The sequence below is a fragment of the Stenotrophomonas sp. NA06056 genome, assembly GCF_013364355.1.
Lineage (GTDB): Bacteria > Pseudomonadota > Gammaproteobacteria > Xanthomonadales > Xanthomonadaceae > Stenotrophomonas.
Map to the genome: position 1 here is coordinate 1,673,824 of NZ_CP054931.1, position 21,912 is coordinate 1,695,735.

Consider the following 21,912-nt stretch of genomic DNA (forward strand, 5'->3'; position numbering starts at 1 on the left):
CGTCAGCCATCACGTGTCAGCGGATCAACCGTTGGCCTTCAGCTTGGCCAGTCGCAGCCAGGTGTCGACCACGGTATCGGGATTCAGCGACACCGACTCGATGCCTTCCTGCATCAGCCACTCAGCCAGATCCGGATGATCGGACGGGCCCTGGCCGCAGATGCCGACGTACTTGCCCTTGGCACGTGCCGACTTGATCGCCATCGACAGCAGCTTCTTCACCGCGGGGTTACGTTCGTCGAACAGGTGCGCGACGATCGACGAGTCGCGATCCAGGCCCAGGGTCAGCTGGGTCAGGTCGTTGGAGCCGATCGAGAAGCCGTCGAAGATTTCCAGGAACTCATCGGCGAGCAATGCGTTGGACGGCACTTCGCACATCATGATGATCTTCAGGCCGTTTTCGCCCTGCTTCAGGCCATTCTGGGCCAGTACCTCGACGACCTTGCGGCCTTCTTCCAGGGTGCGCACGAACGGAATCATGACCCACAGGTTGTCCAGGCCCATTTCGTTGCGCACGCGCAGCACGGCCTTGCACTCCAGCGCGAAGGCGGCCGAGAAGCTCGGGTCGACGTAACGGCTGGCGCCGCGGAAGCCGATCATCGGGTTCTCTTCGTGCGGCTCGTAGCCGCTGCCGCCGATCAGGTTGGCGTACTCGTTGGACTTGAAGTCCGACAGACGCACGATCACCGGATTCGGAGCGACCGAAGCGGTCAGGGTGGCGATGCCTTCGGCCAGACGGTCCACGTAGAAGCCGACCGGATCGGAATAACCGGCGATCTTCTCGTCGATCTTCTTCTTCGTCGCGGCGTCCTGGCGGTCGTACTCCAGCAGGGCGTTGGGGTGGATGCCGATGTGGCTGGCGATGATCATTTCCAGGCGTGCCAGGCCGATGCCGGCGTTCGGCAGCTGGCCGAAGTCGAAGGCACGTTCCGGGTTGGCCACGTTCATCATGATCTTCAACGGTGCCGGCGGCATGTTGCCCAGATCGGTGGTGGTGCGCTCGAAACCGAGCTTGCCTTCGTAGATGAAGCCGGTATCGCCTTCAGCGCAGCTGACGGTGACCAGCTGGCCATCTTCGATGACCTTGGTCGCGTTGCCCGAACCGACCACGGCCGGCACGCCCAGCTCACGCGCGATGATCGCTGCGTGGCAGGTACGGCCACCGCGGTTGGTGACGATCGCCGAAGCGCGCTTCATCACCGGCTCCCAATCGGGGTCGGTCATGTCGGCGATCAGCACGTCGCCCGGCTGCACGCGGTTCATGTCTTCCAGCGTCTTCACCACGCGGGCCACGCCGGCACCGATCTTGGCACCGACGGCGCGGCCTTCGGCCAGCACGTTGCCGCCCTTTTCGGTCAGCGCGAAACGCTCGATCTGGGTGGCATGGCTGCGCGACTTCACGGTCTCCGGACGCGCCTGCACGATGAACAGCTTGCCGCTGACACCGTCCTTGGCCCACTCGATGTCCATCGGGCGGCCGTAGTGCTTTTCGATGGTCAGCGCCTGGCGCGACAGTTCGGCCACGTCTTCATCGTTGATCGAGAAGGTGGTGCGCAGTTCAGCCGGGGTGTCTTCGATCCTGACGCGCTCGCCGGGGACATCCGAATACACCATGCGGATCGCCTTGCTGCCGAGCGAACGGCGCAGGATCGCCGGCTTGCCGGCCTGCAGGGTGGGCTTGTAGACGTAGAACTCGTCGGGGTTGACCGCGCCCTGCACGACCATTTCGCCGAGGCCGAACGAGGAGGTGACGAACACCACGTCGCGGAAGCCGGATTCGGTGTCCAGGGTGAACAGCACGCCGGACGAGCCGACACCCGAACGCACCATCAGCTGCACGCCGGCCGACAGGAACACGTCCTCGTGCTTGAAGCCGTGGTGCACGCGGTAGGCGATGGCACGGTCGTTGTACAGCGAGGCGAACACTTCCTTGACCTTGTGCACGACATCGTCGGCACCGGTGACGTTGAGGAAGGTTTCCTGCTGACCGGCGAAGGAGGCATCGGGCAGATCTTCGGCAGTGGCCGAAGAGCGCACGGCCACGGCCACATCGCCACCGCCGTTGTCGGCGCTGAGCTTGGCGTAGGCGCTGCGGATGTCCTGGTCCAGCTGCGGCTGCAGCGGGGCATCGATCACCCAGCTACGGATTTCCTTGCCGGCCGCGGTCAGCGCGGTGACGTCTTCGACGTCCAGCGTGGCCAGCTTGTCGAAGATGCGCTTGGACAGGTCGTTGTGCGCGATGAAGTCCTTGAAGGCTTCAGACGTGGTCGCATAACCTCCAGGAACGGAGACGCCCAGACCGGCCAGGTTGCCGATCATCTCGCCCAGCGAGGAATTCTTGCCGCCTACGCGGGCCAGGTCGGCCAGACGCAGTTCGTGCAACCACAGGATGTTCTCGTTCAAGCGCGATGCTCCGTTTGGCCATCGCCCGAGGCGGGCTTGGATGGCCGCGTCCGTAGGAAGAAGCCGATATGATGCCGGGCAGACCGCTGTCGGCACAAGCTTGTGTTGGCGGCCCTTTTAGGCTTCGTAGGGGGTAAAAGCGCGCATGTCGACCATCCGTCCGGTGTTCTACGTTTCCGATGGAACCGGTATCACCGCTGAAACCATTGGGCATAGCCTGCTGACCCAGTTCTCTGGGTTCAGCTTCATTACCGACCGGATGTCATTTGTCGATGACCCCGAAAAAGCCCGGGAAGCGTGTGCCCGGATCCAGGCGGCGGGGGAGCGGTACCAGGTCCGGCCGATCGTGGTGAACTCCTGCGTGGACCAGAGCCTGAGCGTGATCCTGTCCGAAAGCGGGGCGCTGATGCTGGATGTGTTCGCCCCGTTCATCGAGCCGTTGGAGCGCGAACTGTCCAGCTCGCGGCTGAACCGGGTCGGCCAGGCCCACGGCATGGTCGACTTCGACACCTACCACCGGCGCATCAACGCGATGAACTTCGCGCTGACCCATGACGATGGCATCGCGGTGAATTACGACGATGCCGACGTGATCCTGGTGGCGGTGTCGCGGGCGGGCAAGACGCCGACCTGCATCTACCTGGCTCTGCATTACGGGGTGCGCGCGGCCAACTACCCGTTGACCGACGAGGATCTGGAGAGCGACCGCCTGCCGCCACGGCTGCGCAACTACCGGCGCAAGCTGTTCGGCCTGACCATCGACCCGGACCGCCTGCAGCAGATCCGCCAGGAGCGCCGGCCCAATTCGCGCTACGCCAATCTGGACACCTGCAAGCGCGAGGTGGCCGCAGCGGAGGTCATGTTCCAGATGGAGCGCATCCCGACCCTCAGCACCACCCATACCTCGATCGAGGAGATCTCCAGCAAGGTGCTGGGTACGCTGGGGCTGCAGCGCGAGCTGTACTGATATTTTCCTTCGCGCCGCGCCGCGCCGCGCTGCCGGCCAGCAGCCGGCACTGCCAATGGGCGCTTCAACTGCGCCCTGTAGAGCCGAGCCCACGCTCGGCTGGGCCACCGGGTTCTGTCCGAAGTGCAGCCGAGCATGGGCTCGGCTCTACAAGGGGCGGCGCCGTTGGCGGCTTGGCTGGGGGTTGAACCGTCCCCACGTTGAAGCACCAACGTGTAGGATCAGCCCATGGCCCGAGCATTGCCCCGTACCGAGCGCATTCCCCGCCTCAGCCGGTTGAGCTGGCTGATGGGGCTGTACGCAGAGAACTACCGCCACCTGGTGCGCTTGTTCGCTCCAGCCGAACTGGTGGCGGGGAGCTACGTATCTTCGGTGGGCGATGGCCTGGACGTGCGCCTGGATGTGATCGAGTGCCACCGCTACACGGTGGAACTGCGCCTGACCTATGACCTCGCCGACCCCGTGACCGGTGAACCGGATCCATCGGCCTTCGTCCGCCTGTACCGCGACGCGCGCCAGGCCGAGACCACCCACTGCTACGTCGGTCGCCGCTGGCAGGACACCATGGGCCTGTACCCGCCGCCGGCCGAGCTGATCAGCCATCGCATGCGGATGAACACCTTCCTGGGCAAGTGGCTGGAATATCTGGCCGAGCGCGGCCATGGCGTGGCCACCCTGCGCCGTGACCCTGACGGCAACGCCGCGGGTGCCGGTGACCGTCGCCTGTCGCTGGTGCGCTGATCGGCCATAATCCACGGCTGACCCGCCGCCGGATTCGCACATGCCGTATACCCCGATCGTCGCCACCCTGGGCTATGTGCTCTCGCCCGATCGTCGCCAGGTGCTGATGATCCACCGCAACACCCGTCCCGGTGACCACCATCTGGGCAAGTACAACGGGCTGGGCGGCAAGATCGAGGCGGACGAGGACGTGGCCGCCAGCATGCGTCGCGAGATCCAGGAAGAGGCCGGCATCGACTGCACCGCCATGCGCCTGCGCGGCACCCTCAGCTGGCCGGGCTTCGGCAAGCACGGGGAAGACTGGCTGGGCTTCGTCTTTGTCATCGACAGCTTCGAAGGTGCCCCGCACGGTGGCAATCACGAAGGCACCCTGGAGTGGGTGGACGTGGACAAGCTGGACCAGCTGCCGATGTGGGAGGGCGACCGCAACTTCCTGCCGCTGGTGTTCGATGCCGACCCGCGCCCGTTTCACGGGGTGATGCCGTACAAGGACGGGCGCATGGTGAGCTGGTCTTACAGCCGGCTGTGACCCGGGGCACTGGGTGGGTGACACCCGGGATTGGCGCACTCTCCCGATGAATTAATGCCCGGGTAATATTGACGAAGACAAATTACCCGGGCAATATTCGCGCATCGCCCCTGATGCCATTGCCATGCCCGTGTCCCGACTGCCCCCCTTCAGCTGTTTCGACGGCTATCGCCTGGTTGCTTCCGGCACTGCGGAGATCGCCGCGCTGGCACTCAAACAGCTGCGCGCCGACAACGCCGGAGGTCCGCTGCTGGTGTTCGACAACGCCACCGGCCGTACCCGGGATTTCGATACCCGTGGCAGTGACGCGCAGTTGCTGGCACGCGTGGCCGAAGGGTATCCAACGGCCGTGGAGGCGGACGCCGAAGCGATTGTTGAAGATGCGCCTGCAGCCCCGCGTGGCCGCGGCCGCCCGAAGCTGGGCGTGGTCGCACGAGAAGTAACGCTGCTGCCACGCCACTGGACGTGGTTGGCCGAACAGCCGGGTGGAGCTTCCGTGGTTCTGCGCAGGCTGGTGGAAGCGGCCGGCCGCACCGGTGCCCAGAAGGACCGGCAGCGTCGTGATGCCGAGCGCGCCTATCACTTCCTGCAGACCATCGCCGGTGACCTGCCGGGCTTCGAGGAGGCTATCCGTATGCTGTTCGCGCACGACCGCGCTGGCCTGGAAACAGCGTTGCAGCGCTGGCCCGAGCACGTGCGCGAGCATGCCCTGCGACTGGCGTTTGACGTGCCGCCAGATCGTACGGACGACTGACCCACACCGTCGCTGAGCGACAGCGTCATCTGATCGCGGGCCATGGCCCGTTCCCCTTGTGCTTGCTTTGCTGGCGGAAATGCCGGGCAGGGCGGCGCGTTGCCCAGAGAATTCCATGAGCACTCCTGCACACTCGACACCTCCGGCTGCCCCAGCGCTGTGGCGTACCTATCTGGCCCTGCTGCTGCCGATGCTGCTGACCAATGCGCTGCAGCTGGCCGCCGGAACACTGGACAATGTCTATCTCGGCCATCTGCTGGGTACGCAGGCGGTGGCGGCGGCCGCCGCGTTCTTCCCGGTCTTCTTCCTGCTGCTGGCCCTGGTCATGGGCCTGGCGACGGGCGCGATGGTGCTGATCGGCCAGGCCTGGGGTGCAGGCCGGCCGCAACAGGTGCGCGCCGTGGCCGGCAGTGCGGTGGCGCTGTCGCTGCTGCTGTCACTGCTGGTAATGGCGCTGGGCGGCATCTTTACGCCGCAGCTGCTGGCGGCACTGGGCACACCAGCGCCGATCCTCGCCGAGTCCATCGTCTACGCACGCGTGCTGCTGCTGGGGGCGCCAGCGTTCTTCCTGCTGTGGCTGGCCACCGCCGTGAGCCGCGCGGTGGGCGATGCGAAGACGCCACTGCAGGCGTTGTTGCTGGCCACCGTGATCGGCCTGCTGTGCACACCGCTGCTGATCCTGGGCTGGGGTGGCCTGCCACAGTTGGGCGCGTCCAGTGCCGCAATGTCGGCGGCGTTCGCCTCACTGCTGGCACTGGCCTGGCTGCTGTGGCGCTGGCATCGTCTGGGGCATCCGCTGGCACCGGGCCATGAACTGTGGGGTGCAATCCGCTTCGATGGCAAGATCATTCGTTCGATGCTGCGCATCGGCGTACCGTCATCACTGCAGATGCTCAGCCTGGCCATTGCCGAGATCGTGCTGCTGGGCTGGATCAACCGTTACGGCTACACGGCCACGGCGGCCTATGGCGCGGTCAACCAGCTGATGAGCTGGGTGCAGTTGCCGGCGATGTCACTGGGCATCACCGCCACCATCCTGGCCGCGCATGCGATGGGCGCTGGACGTACGGCGCGGTTGCCGGCCATCGCCCGCACCGGTGTGTTGCTTGGGCTGGCGGTGCTGACGGTTGTGGTAGTGCTGGTGACACTGCTGGCGCCCTGGTTGACCGGCCTGATCCTGGCCGCGCCAGAAGTACGCGGGTTGGCCACGCTGCAGTTGCGCACGGTGGTGTGGGGCGTGCTGGCGATGGGAGGTACCGCGGTGCTGGTCGGGGTAATGCGGGGCAGCGGGACCGTGCTGCTGCCGGCCTTGCTGGGCATGGCGGCCGTGTTGCTGCTGGAGCTGCCGCTGGCGATGTGGCTGCAGGCGCGCCACGGGCTGGCCGGAGTGTGGTGGGCGTGGCCGCTGGGATTGCTGGCGATGCTGGTGCTGCAGGTGCTCTGTTTCGCGCGTTGGCGGCGACGGACGCAAGGTGGGTAGTACCGGCCGCTGGTCGGCAAACCGGAACGGCCGTGGCAAGCCTGCCTGCGGCCGGCTCTACCACGTGGTCGGATTGCATCCGGCGAAAATCAGCGCCGATGCGCCAGCAACAGATGGAAATGTTTCTCCCGCGCCTGCCCATCATTGCCGGGCGCGGTTTCCAGATGGCTGCGCCAGGCCGAGAGGCTGAACCCGGATACGCGCAGTGCCAGCTCCACGGCGTCCAGTTCATGCAGCTGGAAATCGGCGGCAAAGGGCAGGCTGCGCATGAAGGTCGCATCGCCAAAGGCAAGGCAAAGGCGGCCACCGCGGTGCAGCACCCGTGCCAGTTCATCCAGCACCGGGGCAAGATTGGGCCAGAAGTACAGGGTGTTGACCGCCAACGCCGCATCCACCGAGGCATCGCCGGCTGGCAGGGCGTGGGCATCGCCGTGGCGCATCATGGCGCGATCGGTCAAGCCAGCGCTGGCCAGCCGCCGGTTGCCGGCTTCAACCATGGCAAGGGAAAGCTCGACACCGAGGTAATGGCTGCCCGCGGCCCGCAGCAGTTCGGGCGCGAATGCTGCATTGCCGGGGCCGATCTCCAGAATCCGTTCGCCCGCCTTCACCGCCAGCAGGCCGATCGCGGCCAGGTTCAGGGCGCCGTTGCTGCGGTTCATAGATTCGCCCACGGCCAGCGCGGCATCGCCATGGGGCTGCCGCAGCTGCGCGGCCAGGGTGCGTGCATCCAGCATCAACATCGTCCGTCGGTAAGGAGTCGGACGTGGCGGCGGCGGGTCCGCCGCAGACCATAGCGCCAGCCGATCAGCTTGGGAAGTAGGGAAACCCCGGCTTGAGGTGATGAGGAAATGTCCACCGTCGCAGTCGGTGAGAACCACTTGTCCACAGGGGGTGTGGATTACGCGTGGGCAACTTTGTGGATAAGCGCTGACAGGCGCCACCCCCCTAGGCTGTCAAGATGGGTGGCGAAAAATTCACCGCTGGTGAGGATCGGTGAGTGACGGGTGAAGGACAGGGGCAGCCCACGCTGTTGCCGTTGGCAGCGCTCGCGGTACCCTGTGGGCCTTGATGCCCCGTGAGACTTCATGAAACGTCACTTCTCGATGCTGCGCGAGTTCCATCTGGCGGACTGGTTTACCCTCGCCAACGCTTTCTGCGGCACCGGCGCGGTGTTTGCCGCGATGCGATTCCTGCAGGATGGCGAGCGCGGCTATCTGCTGTTCGGCATGGCGCTGATCCCGCTGGCTTTCATTTTCGATGCACTGGACGGGCGCATCGCGCGCTGGCGCAAGTCCAGTTCGACCTTGGGCCGCGAGCTCGACTCGTTGTCGGACGTGATTTCCTTCGGTGTCGCACCCGCCGCGCTGGCCTATGCCTGTGGCATGCAGGGGGGCTGGGATTGGCTGGTGCTGAGCTACTTCGTCTGCTGCGGCGTCAGCCGCCTGGCCCGCTACAACGTGACCGCCGAGGCCATGAGCGGTGACGAAGGCAAGGTGAAGTACTTCGAGGGAACGCCGATTCCCACCAGCCTGGCGCTGGTGATCGTGCTGGCGATCGCTGCCGGCACCGATGCCATCGGCCACGACCTGTGGCTGGGCCAGTGGCAGATCGGCCCTTGGCAGCTGCACCCGCTGGTGCTGCTGTTCGCCTTGTCCGGGTCGCTGATGATCAGCAAGACTCTGCGCATTCCCAAGCCATGACCCCGTCCTGCGGAGGAGCGCGATGACCAACTCGGCCAACGACGCCGGCAGCAGCGATTTCGAAAACCTCGCCCGGCAGTATTTCGGCGCCTGGGGTGATGCGCTGCGCCATGCGACTGTGCCGGGAGCGCCTGCTGGCGACGACCCGGGCAGCTGGAAGCGCCTGTTCGACTGGTGGGGGCAACTGCTGCCCGAGACCGGTGCGGTCGCGCCGGAAGAGGCCGTGCGGCGGTTCCGCGAACAGGCAGGCAGCTGGTACGGCACCATGCAGGAAGTGGCTGCACGCTTTGCCGGCCGCGATGCCAGCAGTGCCGAGGTGGCCCAGGCCTGGCGTGAAGCAGTGAAGGGGCAGGGTGACGGCATGCTGCGATGGATGCTGCAGGGAGCCCGAGGCAGCACCCATGCCGGCGCTGCTCCGCCAGAGTTCACCGCGTGGTTCCAGCAGTTGCAGACGCTGGCCGGTCCTTGGCTGCAGAGCCCGGCGTTCGGGCCCGGCCGCGAGCACCAGGCGCGGTGGCAGGCCCTGCTGCGCGCCCAGGAGGAGTACCAGTATCACTCGCAGGCCTATGTCGAGCAGATCAAGCAGGCGCTGGAAGAAGCGTTCGACCTGTTCGAGCAGCGTCTGGCCGAGCATGAGCAACCGGGCAGCCAGCTGACCAGCGCGCGGGCGATGTTCGATCTGTGGATCGAAGTGGCCGAGGAGGCTTACGCCAAGGTCGCCATGTCTGCCCCTTTCCAGCAGATCTATGCCGCGCTGGGCAATGCGCAGATGCGCCTGCGCGCGGGGCTGCAACGCGAGGTGGAACAGATGAGTGAACGCATCGGCCTGCCGACCCGCACCGAGATGGATGCCGCCCACCGCCGTATCGCCGAGCTTGAGCGCAATCTGCGCCGGCTGCAGGCCCAGGTGGCGGCGCTTGCGGGTACCGACGCGGTTGATCCGGTGGCGCAGCCCGCGCCTGCCAGGGTGAAGCCCGTGGCGCGCAAGCCTGCTGCGAAGAAAACAGCTGCGAAGAAGGCGCCAGCGAAGAAAACTGCCGCGAAGAAGGCGCCAGCGAAGAAGGCCACCTCCCGCACCACCACGCGGAGGTCGTAAGCCATGAAAGGACCGCTGGGCTTCAATGCCGATGACCTGATGCAGGAGACCCTGGCCATGCAGCGCAAGCTGATGGAAGGGTTGAAGCTGTTGCCGCAGGTGGAGGATGTCGACTACGGCGCTACCGCCCGCGAGGAAGTCTGGCGCGATGGCAAGGTGGTGCTGTATCGCTTCGTCGGCGAGAGCGCACCGGTCCGGCGCACGCCGCTGCTGATCGTTTACGCACTGGTCAACCGCCCATACATGGTCGACCTGCAGGCCGATCGCTCACTGGTGCAGAAGCTGCTTGCGCTGGGCCAGGACGTGTACGTGCTGGACTGGGGCTATCCGGATCGTTCCGAGCGCTACCAGACGCTTGAGGATTACCTGCTGCGCTACATCGATGGTGCGGTGGATGCGCTGCGCGCACGCAGTGGAGGCCCGGTCGACATGCTGGGCATCTGCCAGGGCGGCGTGTTCGCGCTGTGCTACGCCGCGCTGCGCCGGCAGAAGCTGGGCAATCTGATCACCATGGTCACCCCGGTCGATTTCCAGACCGCCGACAACATGTTGTCGCACTGGGCGCAGCAGGTGGACGTGGATCTGCTGGTGGACACGCTGGGCAACATTCCGGCCGACCTGATGAATGCCAGCTACCTGATGCTCAAGCCGTTCCGCCTGAACGTGCAGAAGTACGTGGGTCTGCTCGACATCCTCGATGACAAGGCCGCGCTGGAAGATTTCCTTCGCATGGAAAAGTGGATCTTCGACTCACCCGATCTGGCGGGCGAGGCCTTCCGTGAGTTCATCAAGCAGTTCTACCAGGGCAATGGCCTGATGAACGGCACGGTGAAGATAGGCGAAGAGGCGGTGGATCTGTCGCAAGTGACGCTGCCGGTGCTGAACATCTATGCCGAGCAGGACCATCTGGTGCCACCGGATGCATCACGCGCGATGCGCGTCCGGCTGGGTACGCAGGACTACACCGAATCCAGTTTCCGCGGTGGGCATATTGGTATCTACGTCTCCGGCCGCGCGCAGCGCGAAGTGCCGGCGACCATCGACAACTGGCTGAAGGAACGCACGCCGTGAAGTACTTCCCCCTGGTCGCGCTCGCGCTGGCCTTTGCTCCGGGCATTGCAGGCGCCGCGCCGAGCGCCGATGCGCGCCGCGAGATCGCGCAGCTGATCGGCAGCCTTGACGGCTCCCAGTGCCAGTTCCAGCGCAATGGCAGCTGGTACGGTCCCGCCGATGCGCGCGCCCACCTGCAGCGCAAGTACGACTACCTGCTGAAGAAGGACATGGTGGACACCGCTGAGCAGTTCATCGAGCGTGCGGCGAGCCAGAGCAGCATGAGTGGCAAGGCGTACCGGATCCGCTGCCCCGGCCAGTCCGAGCAGACCTCTGCGGCCTGGTTCGGCGCCCGCCTGCAGGCGTTGCGCCAACGCACGCCGTAGACATGAGCCGGGTGTAGAGTCGAGCCACGCTCGACTGCTCTTTCTGATTCCCGAGGAGACGCCGCCATGAACGCTGTGCCGCGCACCCTGTCGCGTTCGCTGAACGACCGCATGATTGCCGGGGTGATGGGCGGCATCGCCCATCGTTTCGGCTGGAACCCCACCTTGGTACGGGTGCTGTACGTGGTGATCTCGCTGGCGTCGGCCGCCTTCCCGGGCATCCTGGTCTACCTGCTGCTGTGGCTGCTGATCCCCAACGAGGCCGATTGAACGCCGCGTCCCGGCCCTGGCCGATCTGGCTGCGCGCGCTGCAGGTGCTGGGCGCGCTGTGGACTGTGCCCAATACCCTGATCGGCCTGCTTGGCGGTCTGGCCGGGCTGCTGGGGGGCGCGAAGATGCGCTGGAGCGGTCGAGACTGCGCGGTGGTTTTCGACCATTGGCCGTGGGGCCCGGGCGGAGCGATCACCCTGGGCAACGTGATCCTGCACACCGGTCACGACCTGGGCATGTGCTGCCGTACCTACGCGCATCAGGCGGGGTGGGGCGTGGAGCCGTTGATCCGGCTGGATGACCATGAGCGCGCACACGTGTACCAGTACCTGGTGCTGGGGCCGTTGTACCTGCCGGTGTACCTGCTGTGTGGTGGGGTGAGTGCACGCAATCCGTTCGAGCGCGCGGCGGATCATTACGCGCGGTTCGGGCATGGCTGGTGGCCGTAGTTTCCAGCCAACGGCGCAGCCCCTCGTGGGTGGTCGCGTAGAGCGATTCATGTGATTGGGCCGGGCGGGGTGGGTTCGCGGGACACGCCGTAAACCCATCCCTGGGGGCTCGATGGCGCCATCCATGGCGCCAACGGTCCCGCGAACCCACCCCGCCCGACCCCTGACAGTTTCTCGGCGCGTCCAGCCACGGAAAAGAAAAAGAACAGCAGAAGCAGGTCGCGCGCTGCGCTTGCTCGTGTAGAGCCGAGCCTGCGCTCGGCTTCGCGGACTGGCTTGAACGCAGCCGAGCGTGGGCTCGGCTCTACAGGAAGCGGCCAGCCAGGCCGCTTTTGCTTTTGATCTTCTTTTTCTTCTCCGTGGGTGGCGGCAGGCACCAGGAACCTGTCAGCGGCCGGGTGGGTAGGCATTGCGGGGTGTCCGCGGCATGGATGCCGCGGCCAAGCCCCCAAGGATGGGTTCACGGCGTCCCCGCAATGCCTACCCACCCGGCCAGCCCCCAGCAATCCGGCTGTTGCATTCCGCGACCAACCACACCCACCCACGAGGGGCTGCGCCGTTGGCTGGAAATCCCTCCATTCGTTAGCCGGAAGTTAAAGATCCGTAAGCATTCTGCTGCGATCCCGCAGTCATCTGCATGCAACCGATCGTCATTAGTCTTCGTGACGTTCCAGTCAGCTTGGTCGCGGTAAGCTCTACCCTGATGAGCTCGCAAGTACCGCTCATCGTGTGCAGTACGCAGTAGCAATTTGGAGGAATACATCACATGGCAATCGTTCTTTATGTCGGTGGTAGCAAGGATGGCGAGAAGGGCGTGGTGCCCTACGGCTTCAGCAAATCCCGCGCCGATACCGCGCTGGGGCCGGAGTTCTACACGGAGCGGTTCATGGAACTGCAGGGTGTCGGCAAGGTCCGCTTGATGGCGCTGGAGAGCCTGCGTGACGACATCGTCATGCAGCGTGCCGCCCGCCACTACCGCTGACCTTCGCACTACGCGGCAGGACGCGCCCCACCATCGCGCGTCCGCGCCGGCATCCCAGCCCGGGGCCCGTCCGAGCCCCCCTTGCCAGGATGCCGGCGTCCGATCCGGACCCGCCGCCTGAACCGCCGTTCTGTCAACGCCTTGTCCCTGCCGCCCGCGCATTGCAAGAATGAGCCTTTCCCGCAATGCGGCCCAGGCCGGAAACAATGCACGACGCCAAGCACGCCCAGCGCCAGATCGCTCAGCAGATCGCCCAGACCATCGCCGATGAAATCGGTGCCCAGACCGCCCAGGTCAGCGCCGCCGTCGGTCTGCTCGATGAAGGCGCCAGCGTTCCGTTCATCGCCCGCTACCGCAAGGAAGTCACCGGCGGTCTGGACGACACCCAGCTGCGCAACCTGGAAACACGCCTGACCTACCTGCGCGAGCTGGAAGACCGCCGTGCTGCGGTGCTGACCAGCATCGGCGAGCAGGGCAAGCTCAGCGACGAGCTGCGCAACGAGATCCTCGCTGCCGACACCAAGAGCCGGCTGGAAGATCTGTACCTGCCGTACAAGCCCAAGCGTCGCACCCGCGCGCAGATCGCGCGTGAAGCCGGGCTGGAGCCGCTGGCCGACGGCCTGCTGGGCGATCCGACGCAGGACCCTCAGGTCTTTGCCGCCACCTTCGTGGATGCCGACAAGGGCGTAGCCGATACCAAGGCCGCGCTGGAAGGGGCCCGCGCGATCCTGATGGAGCGCTGGGGTGAGGACGCCACGCTGGTGGGTGAACTGCGCAGCTGGTTGAGCGAGCAGGGCGTGATCCGTGCCCGCGTTGCCGAAGGCAAGGAAACCGAGGGCGCCAAGTACCGCGATTATTTCGAACACGCCGAGTCGCTGGCGAAGATCCCCTCGCACCGGTTGCTGGCGCTGTTCCGCGCGCGCCGCGAGGAGATCCTGTTCCTGGAACTGGACCCGGGCAAGGATGCGGAGGCGGGACATCAGTACGCCGAAGGGCGGGTGGCGCACAACGCCGGCATTCGCGATGCGGGGCGTCCGGGTGATCGCTGGCTGCTGGATGCCTGCCGCCTGACCTGGCGGGCCAAGCTGCATATGCATCTGCTGCTGGACCTGTTCAACCAGGCCCGCGAGAAGGCTGAGGCCGAAGCCATCGCAGTGTTCGGCGACAACCTCAAGGATCTGCTGCTGGCCGCGCCGGCCGGCCCGAAAAGCGTGCTGGGACTGGACCCGGGCATCCGCACCGGCTGCAAGATCGCCGTGGTCGACGCCACCGGCAAGCTGGTCGCCACCGATACCATCTACCCGCATGAACCCCGCCGGCAGTGGGATCAGTCGCTGCAGACGATCAAGCAGCTGTGTGCCAAGCACAACGTACAGCTGATCGCGATCGGCAACGGTACTGCCAGCCGCGAGACCGACAAGCTGGCGGGTGAAGCCATCAAGGCCCTGGGCGACAACGCACCGCAGAAAATCGTGGTCAGTGAAGCCGGGGCGTCGGTGTACTCGGCGTCGGAAACGGCGGCCAAAGAGTTCCCTGACCTGGACGTGTCGATTCGTGGCGCAGTATCGATTGCCCGCCGTCTGCAGGACCCGCTGGCCGAGCTGGTGAAGATCGAGCCGAAAGCGATCGGCGTGGGGCAGTACCAGCACGATGTGGATCAGTACCGCCTGGCGCGTGCGCTGGATGCGCGCGTGGAGGACTGCGTGAACGCCGTTGGCGTGTACGTCAACACGGCGTCGGCGGCACTGCTGTCGCGCGTGTCGGGCCTGTCGTCGACGGTGGCCGAGAACATCGTGCGCCACCGCGATGACAACGGTCCGTTCAAGCGTCGCAAGGACCTCTTGAAGGTGTCGCGATTGGGCGAGAAGACGTTCGAACAATGTGCGGGCTTCCTGCGTATCGCCGATGGCGATCAGCCGCTGGATGCGTCGTCGGTGCATCCGGAAGCCTACCCGGTGGTCGAGCGCATCGTGGCCAGCACCGCGCGTCCGATCAAGGCGTTGATCGGCGACGGCAGTTTCCTGCGCGGGTTGAAGGCCGAGCAGTTCACCGACGAGACATTCGGTGTGCCGACTGTGCGCGACATCCTCAAGGAACTGGAAAAGCCTGGCCGTGATCCGCGCCCGGAATTCAAGGCCGCCCGTTTCGCCGATGGCGTCGAGGACATCAAGGACCTGCGCGAGGGCATGGTGCTGGAGGGAGTGGTCAGCAACGTGGCCGCATTCGGTGCGTTCGTCGATATCGGCGTGCACCAGGATGGCCTGATCCACATCTCGGCGCTGTCGGACACCTACGTGAAAGATCCGCGCGACGTGGTCAAGGCCGGCGACATCGTCAAGGTGAAGGTGCTGGAGGTGGATGTGCCGCGCAAGCGGATCGCCCTGACCCGTCGTCTGGACGATACGCCCGGCCAGGCCACCAGCCGCCCGGGCAGCCGTGACGAACGCAGCCAGGGTCAGCCGCCGCGTCGCGACGCTGGCAACCCCGGGCAGGGGCGTGGCCAAGGCCGCAACCAGGGCAGTGGTGGGCGCCCGGCACAGGCTTCGCCGCCCGCCAACAATGCCCTGGCCGAGGCGTTCGCCCGGGCCAAGCGCAGCTGAGTCTGCCGTCCCCCTCCCGGCGCGGCCCGGATGGGGGACTTGTCGATGTTCCCCGGCAATGCGCACACTTGCGCTGGAAGGGGGGCTTGGGGCCCCGCTGCCGCTGGGGAGGCCATGCCGTCAGCACCGTCTGCCTTGTTCCGTGACCGCTGTGGCACCGCGCCACGGCCTGCGGGCAGCTGCGTCTGCAGGGGAGGCGGCTGATGGCCGATCACGGCAACAGCGCCAACGCACTGCTGGAACGCCGGCTGCAGGAACTGGCCGAGGAGCGTCGTCGTCTGGCGATGATCATCGAGGGCACTGCGGCCGGCACCTGGGAATGGAACGTCCAGAGCGGACAGATGCGGGTCAACGAACGCTGGGCCGAGATCGTCGGCTACCGGCTGGACGAGCTGGAACCCATCTGCCAGAAGACCTTCATCGCGCTGGTCCATCCAGATGATCTGGCGCTGTCCGATGCAGCCCTGCAGGACCACTTCGATGGCCGCAGTGACCACTACGTCTGCCTGTTGCGGATGCGCCACAAGAACGGTGAATGGATCTGGATCCACGATCGCGGCCGGGTATTCGAGTGGGACGGGCAGGGCAGGCCGCTATGGATGGCCGGCGCCCATGCCGACGTCACCGAACTGCAGCAGGCGCGCCAGGATGCGGCCGAGATGCGGCAGCGCCTGCAGGCGGTGGTGGATGCATCCGACGAAGTGGCGGTGATCGCTACCGACACCGACGGCATCATCACATTGTTCAATACCGGCGCCGAGCGCCTGCTCGGCTACCGCGCCGAAGAGGTGTTGGGACACGCCAATCCCGGCATCTTCCATGATCCAGATGAAATGGCTGCCTATCTGGCGCCGCTGGCTGATGCACAAGGCAGGGCGCCAACCATCTTCCAGGCATTGACCGCGCAGGCACAGGGACAGACGTTTTCGCGGCAATGGACGTTCCTGCGCAAGGATGGGCAGCGCCGCCAGGTGCGCCTGTCGATCAGCCGCATGGATGGCACAGATGGCGAGCGCATCGGCTACGTCGGCATGGCCATCGACATCACCGAGATCCTGCAGGCACGCGCCGAGGCCCGCCTTGCGGCAGACAAGTTCGCCGGTGCCTTCACTTCGGCGGCGCTGGGCATGGCGCTGGTGTCGCTGGAAGGGCGCTGGCTGGACGTCAACGATGCGCTGTGCCGCATTCTGGGCTATCCGCGTGAGGAGCTGCTGCAGGTCGATTTCCAGCGGTTGACCCATCCGGCCGATCTGCAGACCGACCTGGCCCTGGTGCAGGATCTGCTGGCGGGGCGACGCACCCACTATCACCTTGAAAAGCGCTACGTGGGCCGTGATGGCAACACCATCTGGGCGCGGCTGTCGGTATCGCTGGTACGCAATGAGCGCGGTGAGCCGCTGCATTTCGTGTCGCAGATCCAGGATGTCAGCGCCCAGCGCAGCAGCGAGCAGCGCTTGTTCGAAAGCGAGCAGCGCAGCCGCATCACCCTCGATGCCGTCGCCGACCTGGTCCTCAGCGTCGCGTTGGATGGCCGTATTGAATATGCCAATGCGGCTGCGGTGCGCCTGCTTGCCGGCGATGGCGCGCTGTCGCTTGCCGGCCACAACGTGCAGGATGTGTTGGCGCTGACCACCGAATATGCCCCGCAGTCGTTGCTGGATGTCGCGGTGCTGCTGGATCCGGACGGCAATGCGGTGGATCTGCATGCTGATCTGCTGCTGCGGATGGGCGCGACGACAGTACCGGTGGACCTGACCCGGGCCTGGCTGCGTGACGACGAGGGGCATGTGCGCGGCGCCGTGTGGGTACTGCGCGATGACACGCAACAGCGCGCCCGACAGCGTGAGGCGCGGCACCTGGCCGAGATGGATCCGTTGACCGAACTGGGCAACCGGCGTGGCTTCGAGGCGCACCTGCAACAGGCGATCACCCGGGTCGAGCGGACGGGCCAGGCGGCTTCGCTGATGTACATCGACCTGGACCGGTTCAAGCCGATCAACGATACCTTTGGCCATCTGGCCGGCGATGCAGTGCTGTGGGCCGTGGCCAGCGTGCTGCGTCATGGTGTCCGCGATTCGGATGTGGTGGCGCGCCTGGGCGGTGACGAATTCGCGGTGATCCTGTCCGGCTGCAGCCCGCGGCGAGCGGCCCGCATCGGTGGTGAGCTGCTGCATACCCTGTCCAACCTGTCCATTCCGTGGGACCAGCACCGGCTGCGGATCGGTGCCAGCATCGGCATTGCGCCGCTTGCCGCCGGCATGAGCGTGGACCAGGCCGTTGCCGCCGCGGATGCCCAGTGCTATCGGGCCAAGGCGATGGGCCGCAACAACGTGCAGGTGCAGGGCGAAGCCAGTGAACTGCCCGGCGGTCCCCCGACGGACGGCAGCGACGGCTGATCTCAGCCTGTGAGAGGGGCGCGGCGAATACTGCGCCAACGCCCCACCTTCGCAGGCAAACGAAATGACGTCCTGGAACCTGAGTGCAGTTCGTGCCTATGCGCCGGCCATTGTTGGCTGGTCCCTGGCGCTCTCCGGCTGGCTGCGGCTGGAGCAGCTGCGCAGCGATCAGCAGGCCCGGATGCTGGTCCCCGTGGTGCAGTGGGGCGTGGTGGTGATGCTGCTGGTCACGCTGGGCTGCATCGTCGCTGCCAGCGTGACGATCTGGCGAGCCGCGCGTCGTGATGCGCAGCAACGCCGGTAGCGGTACTGCCACAGTGATCAGGTGCGGGCCTCAGCGCAGCACCACCTCGGCATCCACCAGTTGCACGTCGTGCATCATGTTGAGGTAGGCCTCGTAATAGCCTTTGTGCGAAGCGCCAACGATGGCCAGCAGGCGCGTTCCCGGCTGCTGACCCAGCACTTCGCGGATGTTGGCGACCATGCGCAGGTTGCGGGTTTCCCAGTAGCCCACGTAGTTGCGACCAAAGCCCTGCGGGGAGGGCTCTGCCAGCGCGGCGCCGAAGTCCGCCTGGTAGGCCTGCAGCCCGACGCCGGGGCGGTTGTAGGCGCGGTACAGGTCCAGCACACCATCGGCCTTGCCGAGGTTGGCATACAGCGGCTTGTCGGCTTCCCGCCGTGCGTTTGCCTGCGGGTTGTCCCAGGCCTTCATGATCGCTTCGCCTGCCGCCTTCTCGTCCTCCGGCGGGGTGGGCGAATCGGCGGTGTGGTCGTCCACCGCCCACAGGCGTTCCAGCCCCAGCCGGGCAGCGAGGACTGCCGCGACCAGGTTGGTTTCATTGCGGCGGGTCAGGCTCTTGTCGAGAATCTCGACCAGCGCGGCATCGAGGCCATCGTCGGCGATCCGGTCCTGCACAGGCAGACGCAGCCATTGCACCTGTGCCGATCCGCGCTCACCAGCGGCCAGGAACACCGCGGCCAGGTGCCGACGCTGCGCTGCGGTCGGGCTTGCCGGCCACGCCGACAGCAGGCGCCCCATCTCGACGTTGGCGCTGGGCACGTCGAGGCCGGTGGCCATGTGGGCCGCATGGGTGTCGAAGCAGTAGGTTTCAACGCTTTCGGCATAGCGGCCGGGATTGCGACGCATGAAGTCGCATTGCAGGCCGGACAGGTCCTCGGTGGCAATCGCCTCCGGGCGCCAACCGGCCAAACGCTGCAGCAACGGCTCAAGCATGGCCGGCTCGAAGGTCTTTGGCAGCCCTGACAGATGTGCCGTCCCAAGCACCAGCACTTCATTGCGACGACCGGCGGGCGGTCCCTTCAGCTGGTCGGGATGGAAGCTGGGACGGAACCCTGCGTCGCTGGCCACTGCGCCGGCACTGCACAGACTGAGGAAGATGATGGCGCTCAGGCGTCGAGACATGGTGCCTCCAAAGGAAAATCCAGTCAGTGCAGCGCATGCTGCCGGCAGTGTGTCGGCAAAGGATGTCCCGATGGTCATTTCAACCTTCTGCGCGCCTGCTGCATCCCTTTCCGCCGGCGCTGGTCCAGAATGGTGTCTGGAAGACTTTTGGAAGCGCGCCATGGATGAAATCGCCACCATCGTAGCCGCAGGTGCCGTGTTGGGTGCCGTGGCCGGCTGGGTCGGGCCGGCCAGATGGCGATGGCTGTTGTTGCGGCTGGCGCCGTTGCTGCTGGTGCCGTTCGCGTTGTACATCCTGGCGACCCGCAACTGGTTCCTCGGTGGCGGCGGGCCACTGGTGGAACCCTCCCTGCTGGTCGTCTGCGGCAGTCTGGGCTACCTGCCGGCGGTGCTGGCCACCCTGCTGCTGCGCTGGCTTCTGCGGCGCGCTGCCGACCAGGGGTTGGCCCCCTAAAGTTGCCGGCAACCCTGCCGCTACCATCTCTGGAGCCCGCTGCTGGCTCCTGCTGCCGGACCCGAGGCTGCCTCCGATAGGCGGCCCGTGCTGTGTGCTCCGCCGCTGTTTGATGATGATCGCAGCTGCCTTACTGTTTCTGCCAGTCGCTCGAGTGACGCCTTCCGGCGTCTGCACGTCCCAGGCAATCGAAGTTGCCGCCGGGCATCCCGCCCGGCGGGTCGCAACCGCTACCCGGACACCGAGGATCAGACGATGCTTATTTCAGGCTCCATGGAAGGTGCTCACGCGCCGGCCGAAGTGCTCACCCGTTGGTCTCCCTTGCGCGCGCTGCAGGGAGTGTTGGGCAGGCAGCGTCGCGCCACCGAGGTGGCCGAACAGCACCGGCGGCACGTCGAGCTCGAGGCCCAGGTTGCCGCACTGCATCGGGTGCAGGCGGTCATCGAGTTCGCCCTCGACGGCACCATTCTGCAGGCCAATGACAACTTCCTGCAGGCAGTGGGCTATCGCCTGGATGAGATCCAGGGCCGGCATCACTCCCTGTTCGTCGATCCCGAACACGCGCGCAGTAACGGATACCGTGACTTCTGGGCGCGGTTGGGTCGCGGTGAATTCGATGCAGGGCAGTACCAGCGCTTCGGCAAGGGTGGGCGCGAGATATGGATCCAGGCGTCCTACAACCCGGTGCTTGACCAGCACGGGAGACCGTACAAGGTGGTCAAGTTTGCAACCGACATCACCGCGCAGAAGCAGCAGGCGGCCGAGTCGGCGGGGCAACTGGCGGCCATCGACAAATCGCAGGCGGTGATCGAGTTCAGCATGGATGGCCGCATCCTGACGGCCAATGCGAACTTCCTGGCCGCCACCGGCTATACGTTGGAAGAGGTGCGTGGCCAGCATCATTCGCTGTTCGTCGAGACCGACTACCGGGCCAGTGCCGAGTATCGCCGGTTCTGGGAAAAGCTCGGTGCCGGCGAGTACGACGCAGGCCAGTATCGGCGGCTGGGCAAAGGGGGGCGCGAAGTATGGATCCAAGCATCGTACAACCCGATTCTCGATGCCGGCGGACGGCCGTTCAAGGTCGTCAAGTACGCCACCGACATCACCGCGCAGGTGCATGAAAGCCAGGCCATGCAGCGCGCCGTGGCACAGACGCGCGAGGTGGTGGCGTCGGCGAAGGAGGGCGACCTGACCCGGAGCATCGCCATGGCCGACAAGACTGGCCTGATCGCCGAGTTGTGCGGTGGCGTCAACGCGCTGGTCGAAGCAATGGCCGGAATCATTGGCCAGATCAAGTTCGCAGCGGACACCATTGCGGTCGGCGCGAGCGAGATCGCCGAAGGCAACAACGACCTGTCCCAGCGCACCGAACAGCAGGCGGCATCCCTGGAAGAAACCGCAGTGTCGATGAAGGGTCTGGCCGAGACTGTGCAGCGCACCGCGACCAACGCGCGCCAGGCCAGCCAGCTGGCGGGTGGCGCCGCCGATGTGGCCGCACGCGGTGGCCAGGTGGTGCACGAAGTGGTTTCGACGATGGCGGTGATCAACGCCTCCTCGCGTCGCATCGTCGACATCATCGGTGTAATCGATGGCATTGCGTTCCAGACCAACATCCTGGCACTGAACGCGGCCGTGGAAGCGGCGCGTGCCGGTGAGCATGGGCGTGGTTTCGCCGTGGTCGCCACCGAGATCCGCGAACTCTCGCAGCGCTCGGCGGGTGCGGCGAAGGAAATCAAGCAGCTGATCGATGCGTCGGTTGCCAACGTCGGCGCCGGGACGGCGCAGGTCGAGAGTGCAGGGCGGACCATGGACGAGATCGTGGTCGACGTGCGCCGGGTCAGTGATCTGATGACCGAGATCAGCGCCGCTGCGCAACAGCAGAGCGACGACATCCAGCAGATGAACCACGCGGTGGATCTGATCGACCAGGGCACGCAGCAGAATGCGGCGCTGGTGGAAGAGGCCTCAGCGGCCGCACGCAGCATGGAGGAGCAGTCCTCGCAGCTGCTGCAGACAGTGGCTGGGTTCCGTGTGCATGCGGGGCCCGGTGCAGGGCATAGCCATGGCGTGCATGCGCCGGCGCTGCGGGTGGTGTAGCGCGCCGAACCGCGCCGGCCTATGGGGCGGCGCGGTTTTCGCCTTGGTCGCCATGCAGCTGCGGGTGAGTGTCGGCGGCGGCGGCGGTCGAGCAGGGCAAGTCCGGAAACGACAAAGGCCGGGTCGTAGACCTGG

At 66.0% G+C, this 21,912-nt stretch carries 20 protein-coding genes; 17 read left to right on the top strand and 3 right to left on the bottom strand.

Going from position 1 to position 21,912, the window contains the following annotated elements:
* Positions 1–24: 24 nt before the first annotated feature.
* Positions 25–2,403 (bottom strand): phosphoenolpyruvate synthase, encoded by a 2,379-nt coding sequence (ppsA, locus tag HUT07_RS07405; protein WP_176020386.1) that lies wholly within the window; start codon positions 2,401–2,403, stop codon positions 25–27.
* 145 nt (positions 2,404–2,548) lie between these two features.
* Between ppsA and HUT07_RS07410 the strand changes: the two genes are divergently transcribed.
* The 5 genes from HUT07_RS07410 (at position 2,549) to HUT07_RS07430 (ending at position 6,874) form a co-directional block, all read left to right on the top strand.
* Entirely contained in the window at positions 2,549–3,370 is an 822-nt protein-coding gene (locus tag HUT07_RS07410) for a pyruvate, water dikinase regulatory protein (protein WP_089236004.1), read from the top strand.
* Between the two features lie 228 nt (positions 3,371–3,598).
* Positions 3,599–4,111, top strand: coding sequence for a DUF1249 domain-containing protein (locus tag HUT07_RS07415; protein ID WP_176020387.1), 513 nt, complete (start codon positions 3,599–3,601; stop codon positions 4,109–4,111).
* Positions 4,112–4,151: 40 nt separating this feature from the next.
* Positions 4,152–4,640, top strand: a complete 489-nt coding sequence (locus tag HUT07_RS07420) for an 8-oxo-dGTP diphosphatase (protein WP_176020388.1) — start codon at positions 4,152–4,154, stop codon at positions 4,638–4,640.
* Between the two features lie 124 nt (positions 4,641–4,764).
* A complete protein-coding gene (locus HUT07_RS07425; protein WP_176020389.1) occupies positions 4,765–5,394 on the top strand; it encodes a DUF2239 family protein in 630 nt (209 codons plus the stop codon).
* A gap of 115 nt (positions 5,395–5,509) precedes the next feature.
* On the top strand, positions 5,510–6,874 hold the full coding sequence (locus HUT07_RS07430; protein WP_176020390.1) for an MATE family efflux transporter: 1,365 nt from the start codon (positions 5,510–5,512) through the stop codon (positions 6,872–6,874).
* A gap of 89 nt (positions 6,875–6,963) precedes the next feature.
* Here the strand turns inward: HUT07_RS07430 and HUT07_RS07435 are convergent, their stop codons facing one another.
* Positions 6,964–7,614 (bottom strand): class I SAM-dependent methyltransferase, encoded by a 651-nt coding sequence (locus tag HUT07_RS07435; protein ID WP_176020391.1) that lies wholly within the window; start codon positions 7,612–7,614, stop codon positions 6,964–6,966.
* Positions 7,615–7,959: 345 nt separating this feature from the next.
* Between HUT07_RS07435 and HUT07_RS07440 the strand changes: the two genes are divergently transcribed.
* The 10 genes from HUT07_RS07440 (at position 7,960) to HUT07_RS07485 (ending at position 18,107) form a co-directional block, all read left to right on the top strand.
* Positions 7,960–8,574 (top strand): phosphatidylcholine/phosphatidylserine synthase, encoded by a 615-nt coding sequence (locus HUT07_RS07440; protein ID WP_025879258.1) that lies wholly within the window; start codon positions 7,960–7,962, stop codon positions 8,572–8,574.
* A gap of 22 nt (positions 8,575–8,596) precedes the next feature.
* Positions 8,597–9,670: a class III poly(R)-hydroxyalkanoic acid synthase subunit PhaE gene (gene phaE / locus HUT07_RS07445; RefSeq protein ID WP_176020392.1), complete on the top strand. Its 1,074-nt coding sequence runs from the start codon at positions 8,597–8,599 to the stop codon at positions 9,668–9,670.
* 3 nt (positions 9,671–9,673) lie between these two features.
* Positions 9,674–10,741 carry a class III poly(R)-hydroxyalkanoic acid synthase subunit PhaC gene (locus HUT07_RS07450; RefSeq protein ID WP_176020393.1) on the top strand — a complete coding sequence of 356 codons (1,068 nt, stop codon included), beginning with the start codon at positions 9,674–9,676 and terminating at the stop codon, positions 10,739–10,741.
* Entirely contained in the window at positions 10,738–11,106 is a 369-nt protein-coding gene (locus HUT07_RS07455; RefSeq protein WP_176020394.1) for a YfeK family protein, read from the top strand. The genes HUT07_RS07450 and HUT07_RS07455 overlap by 4 nt, the downstream gene beginning before the upstream one ends.
* A 66-nt stretch (positions 11,107–11,172) precedes the next feature.
* Positions 11,173–11,376 (top strand): PspC domain-containing protein, encoded by a 204-nt coding sequence (locus HUT07_RS07460; RefSeq protein WP_176020395.1) that lies wholly within the window; start codon positions 11,173–11,175, stop codon positions 11,374–11,376.
* On the top strand, positions 11,373–11,825 hold the full coding sequence (locus HUT07_RS07465; protein ID WP_049467519.1) for a hypothetical protein: 453 nt from the start codon (positions 11,373–11,375) through the stop codon (positions 11,823–11,825). The genes HUT07_RS07460 and HUT07_RS07465 overlap by 4 nt, the downstream gene beginning before the upstream one ends.
* A gap of 766 nt (positions 11,826–12,591) precedes the next feature.
* The gene (locus HUT07_RS07470; RefSeq protein WP_025879252.1) at positions 12,592–12,807 is read left to right on the top strand and encodes a hypothetical protein; all 216 of its coding nucleotides are present in this window, start codon (positions 12,592–12,594) and stop codon (positions 12,805–12,807) included.
* A 206-nt stretch (positions 12,808–13,013) separates the two neighbouring features.
* Positions 13,014–15,407 carry a Tex family protein gene (locus tag HUT07_RS07475; RefSeq protein WP_176020396.1) on the top strand — a complete coding sequence of 798 codons (2,394 nt, stop codon included), beginning with the start codon at positions 13,014–13,016 and terminating at the stop codon, positions 15,405–15,407.
* 203 nt (positions 15,408–15,610) lie between these two features.
* Complete coding sequence (locus tag HUT07_RS07480) at positions 15,611–17,803, top strand: PAS domain S-box protein (RefSeq protein WP_176020397.1); 2,193 nt, start codon at positions 15,611–15,613, stop codon at positions 17,801–17,803.
* Between the two features lie 64 nt (positions 17,804–17,867).
* Positions 17,868–18,107, top strand: coding sequence for a hypothetical protein (locus tag HUT07_RS07485; protein WP_176020398.1), 240 nt, complete (start codon positions 17,868–17,870; stop codon positions 18,105–18,107).
* Positions 18,108–18,137: 30 nt separating this feature from the next.
* On the opposite strand, the gene HUT07_RS07490 is transcribed toward HUT07_RS07485, so the two are convergent.
* Positions 18,138–19,226, bottom strand: a complete 1,089-nt coding sequence (locus HUT07_RS07490) for a DUF5694 domain-containing protein (RefSeq protein ID WP_176020399.1) — start codon at positions 19,224–19,226, stop codon at positions 18,138–18,140.
* A 160-nt stretch (positions 19,227–19,386) separates the two neighbouring features.
* Between HUT07_RS07490 and HUT07_RS07495 the strand changes: the two genes are divergently transcribed.
* Complete coding sequence (locus tag HUT07_RS07495; RefSeq protein WP_176020400.1) at positions 19,387–19,680, top strand: hypothetical protein; 294 nt, start codon at positions 19,387–19,389, stop codon at positions 19,678–19,680.
* A gap of 255 nt (positions 19,681–19,935) precedes the next feature.
* Positions 19,936–21,777, top strand: a complete 1,842-nt coding sequence (locus HUT07_RS07500; RefSeq protein ID WP_176020401.1) for a methyl-accepting chemotaxis protein — start codon at positions 19,936–19,938, stop codon at positions 21,775–21,777.
* Positions 21,778–21,912: the final 135 nt, after the last annotated feature.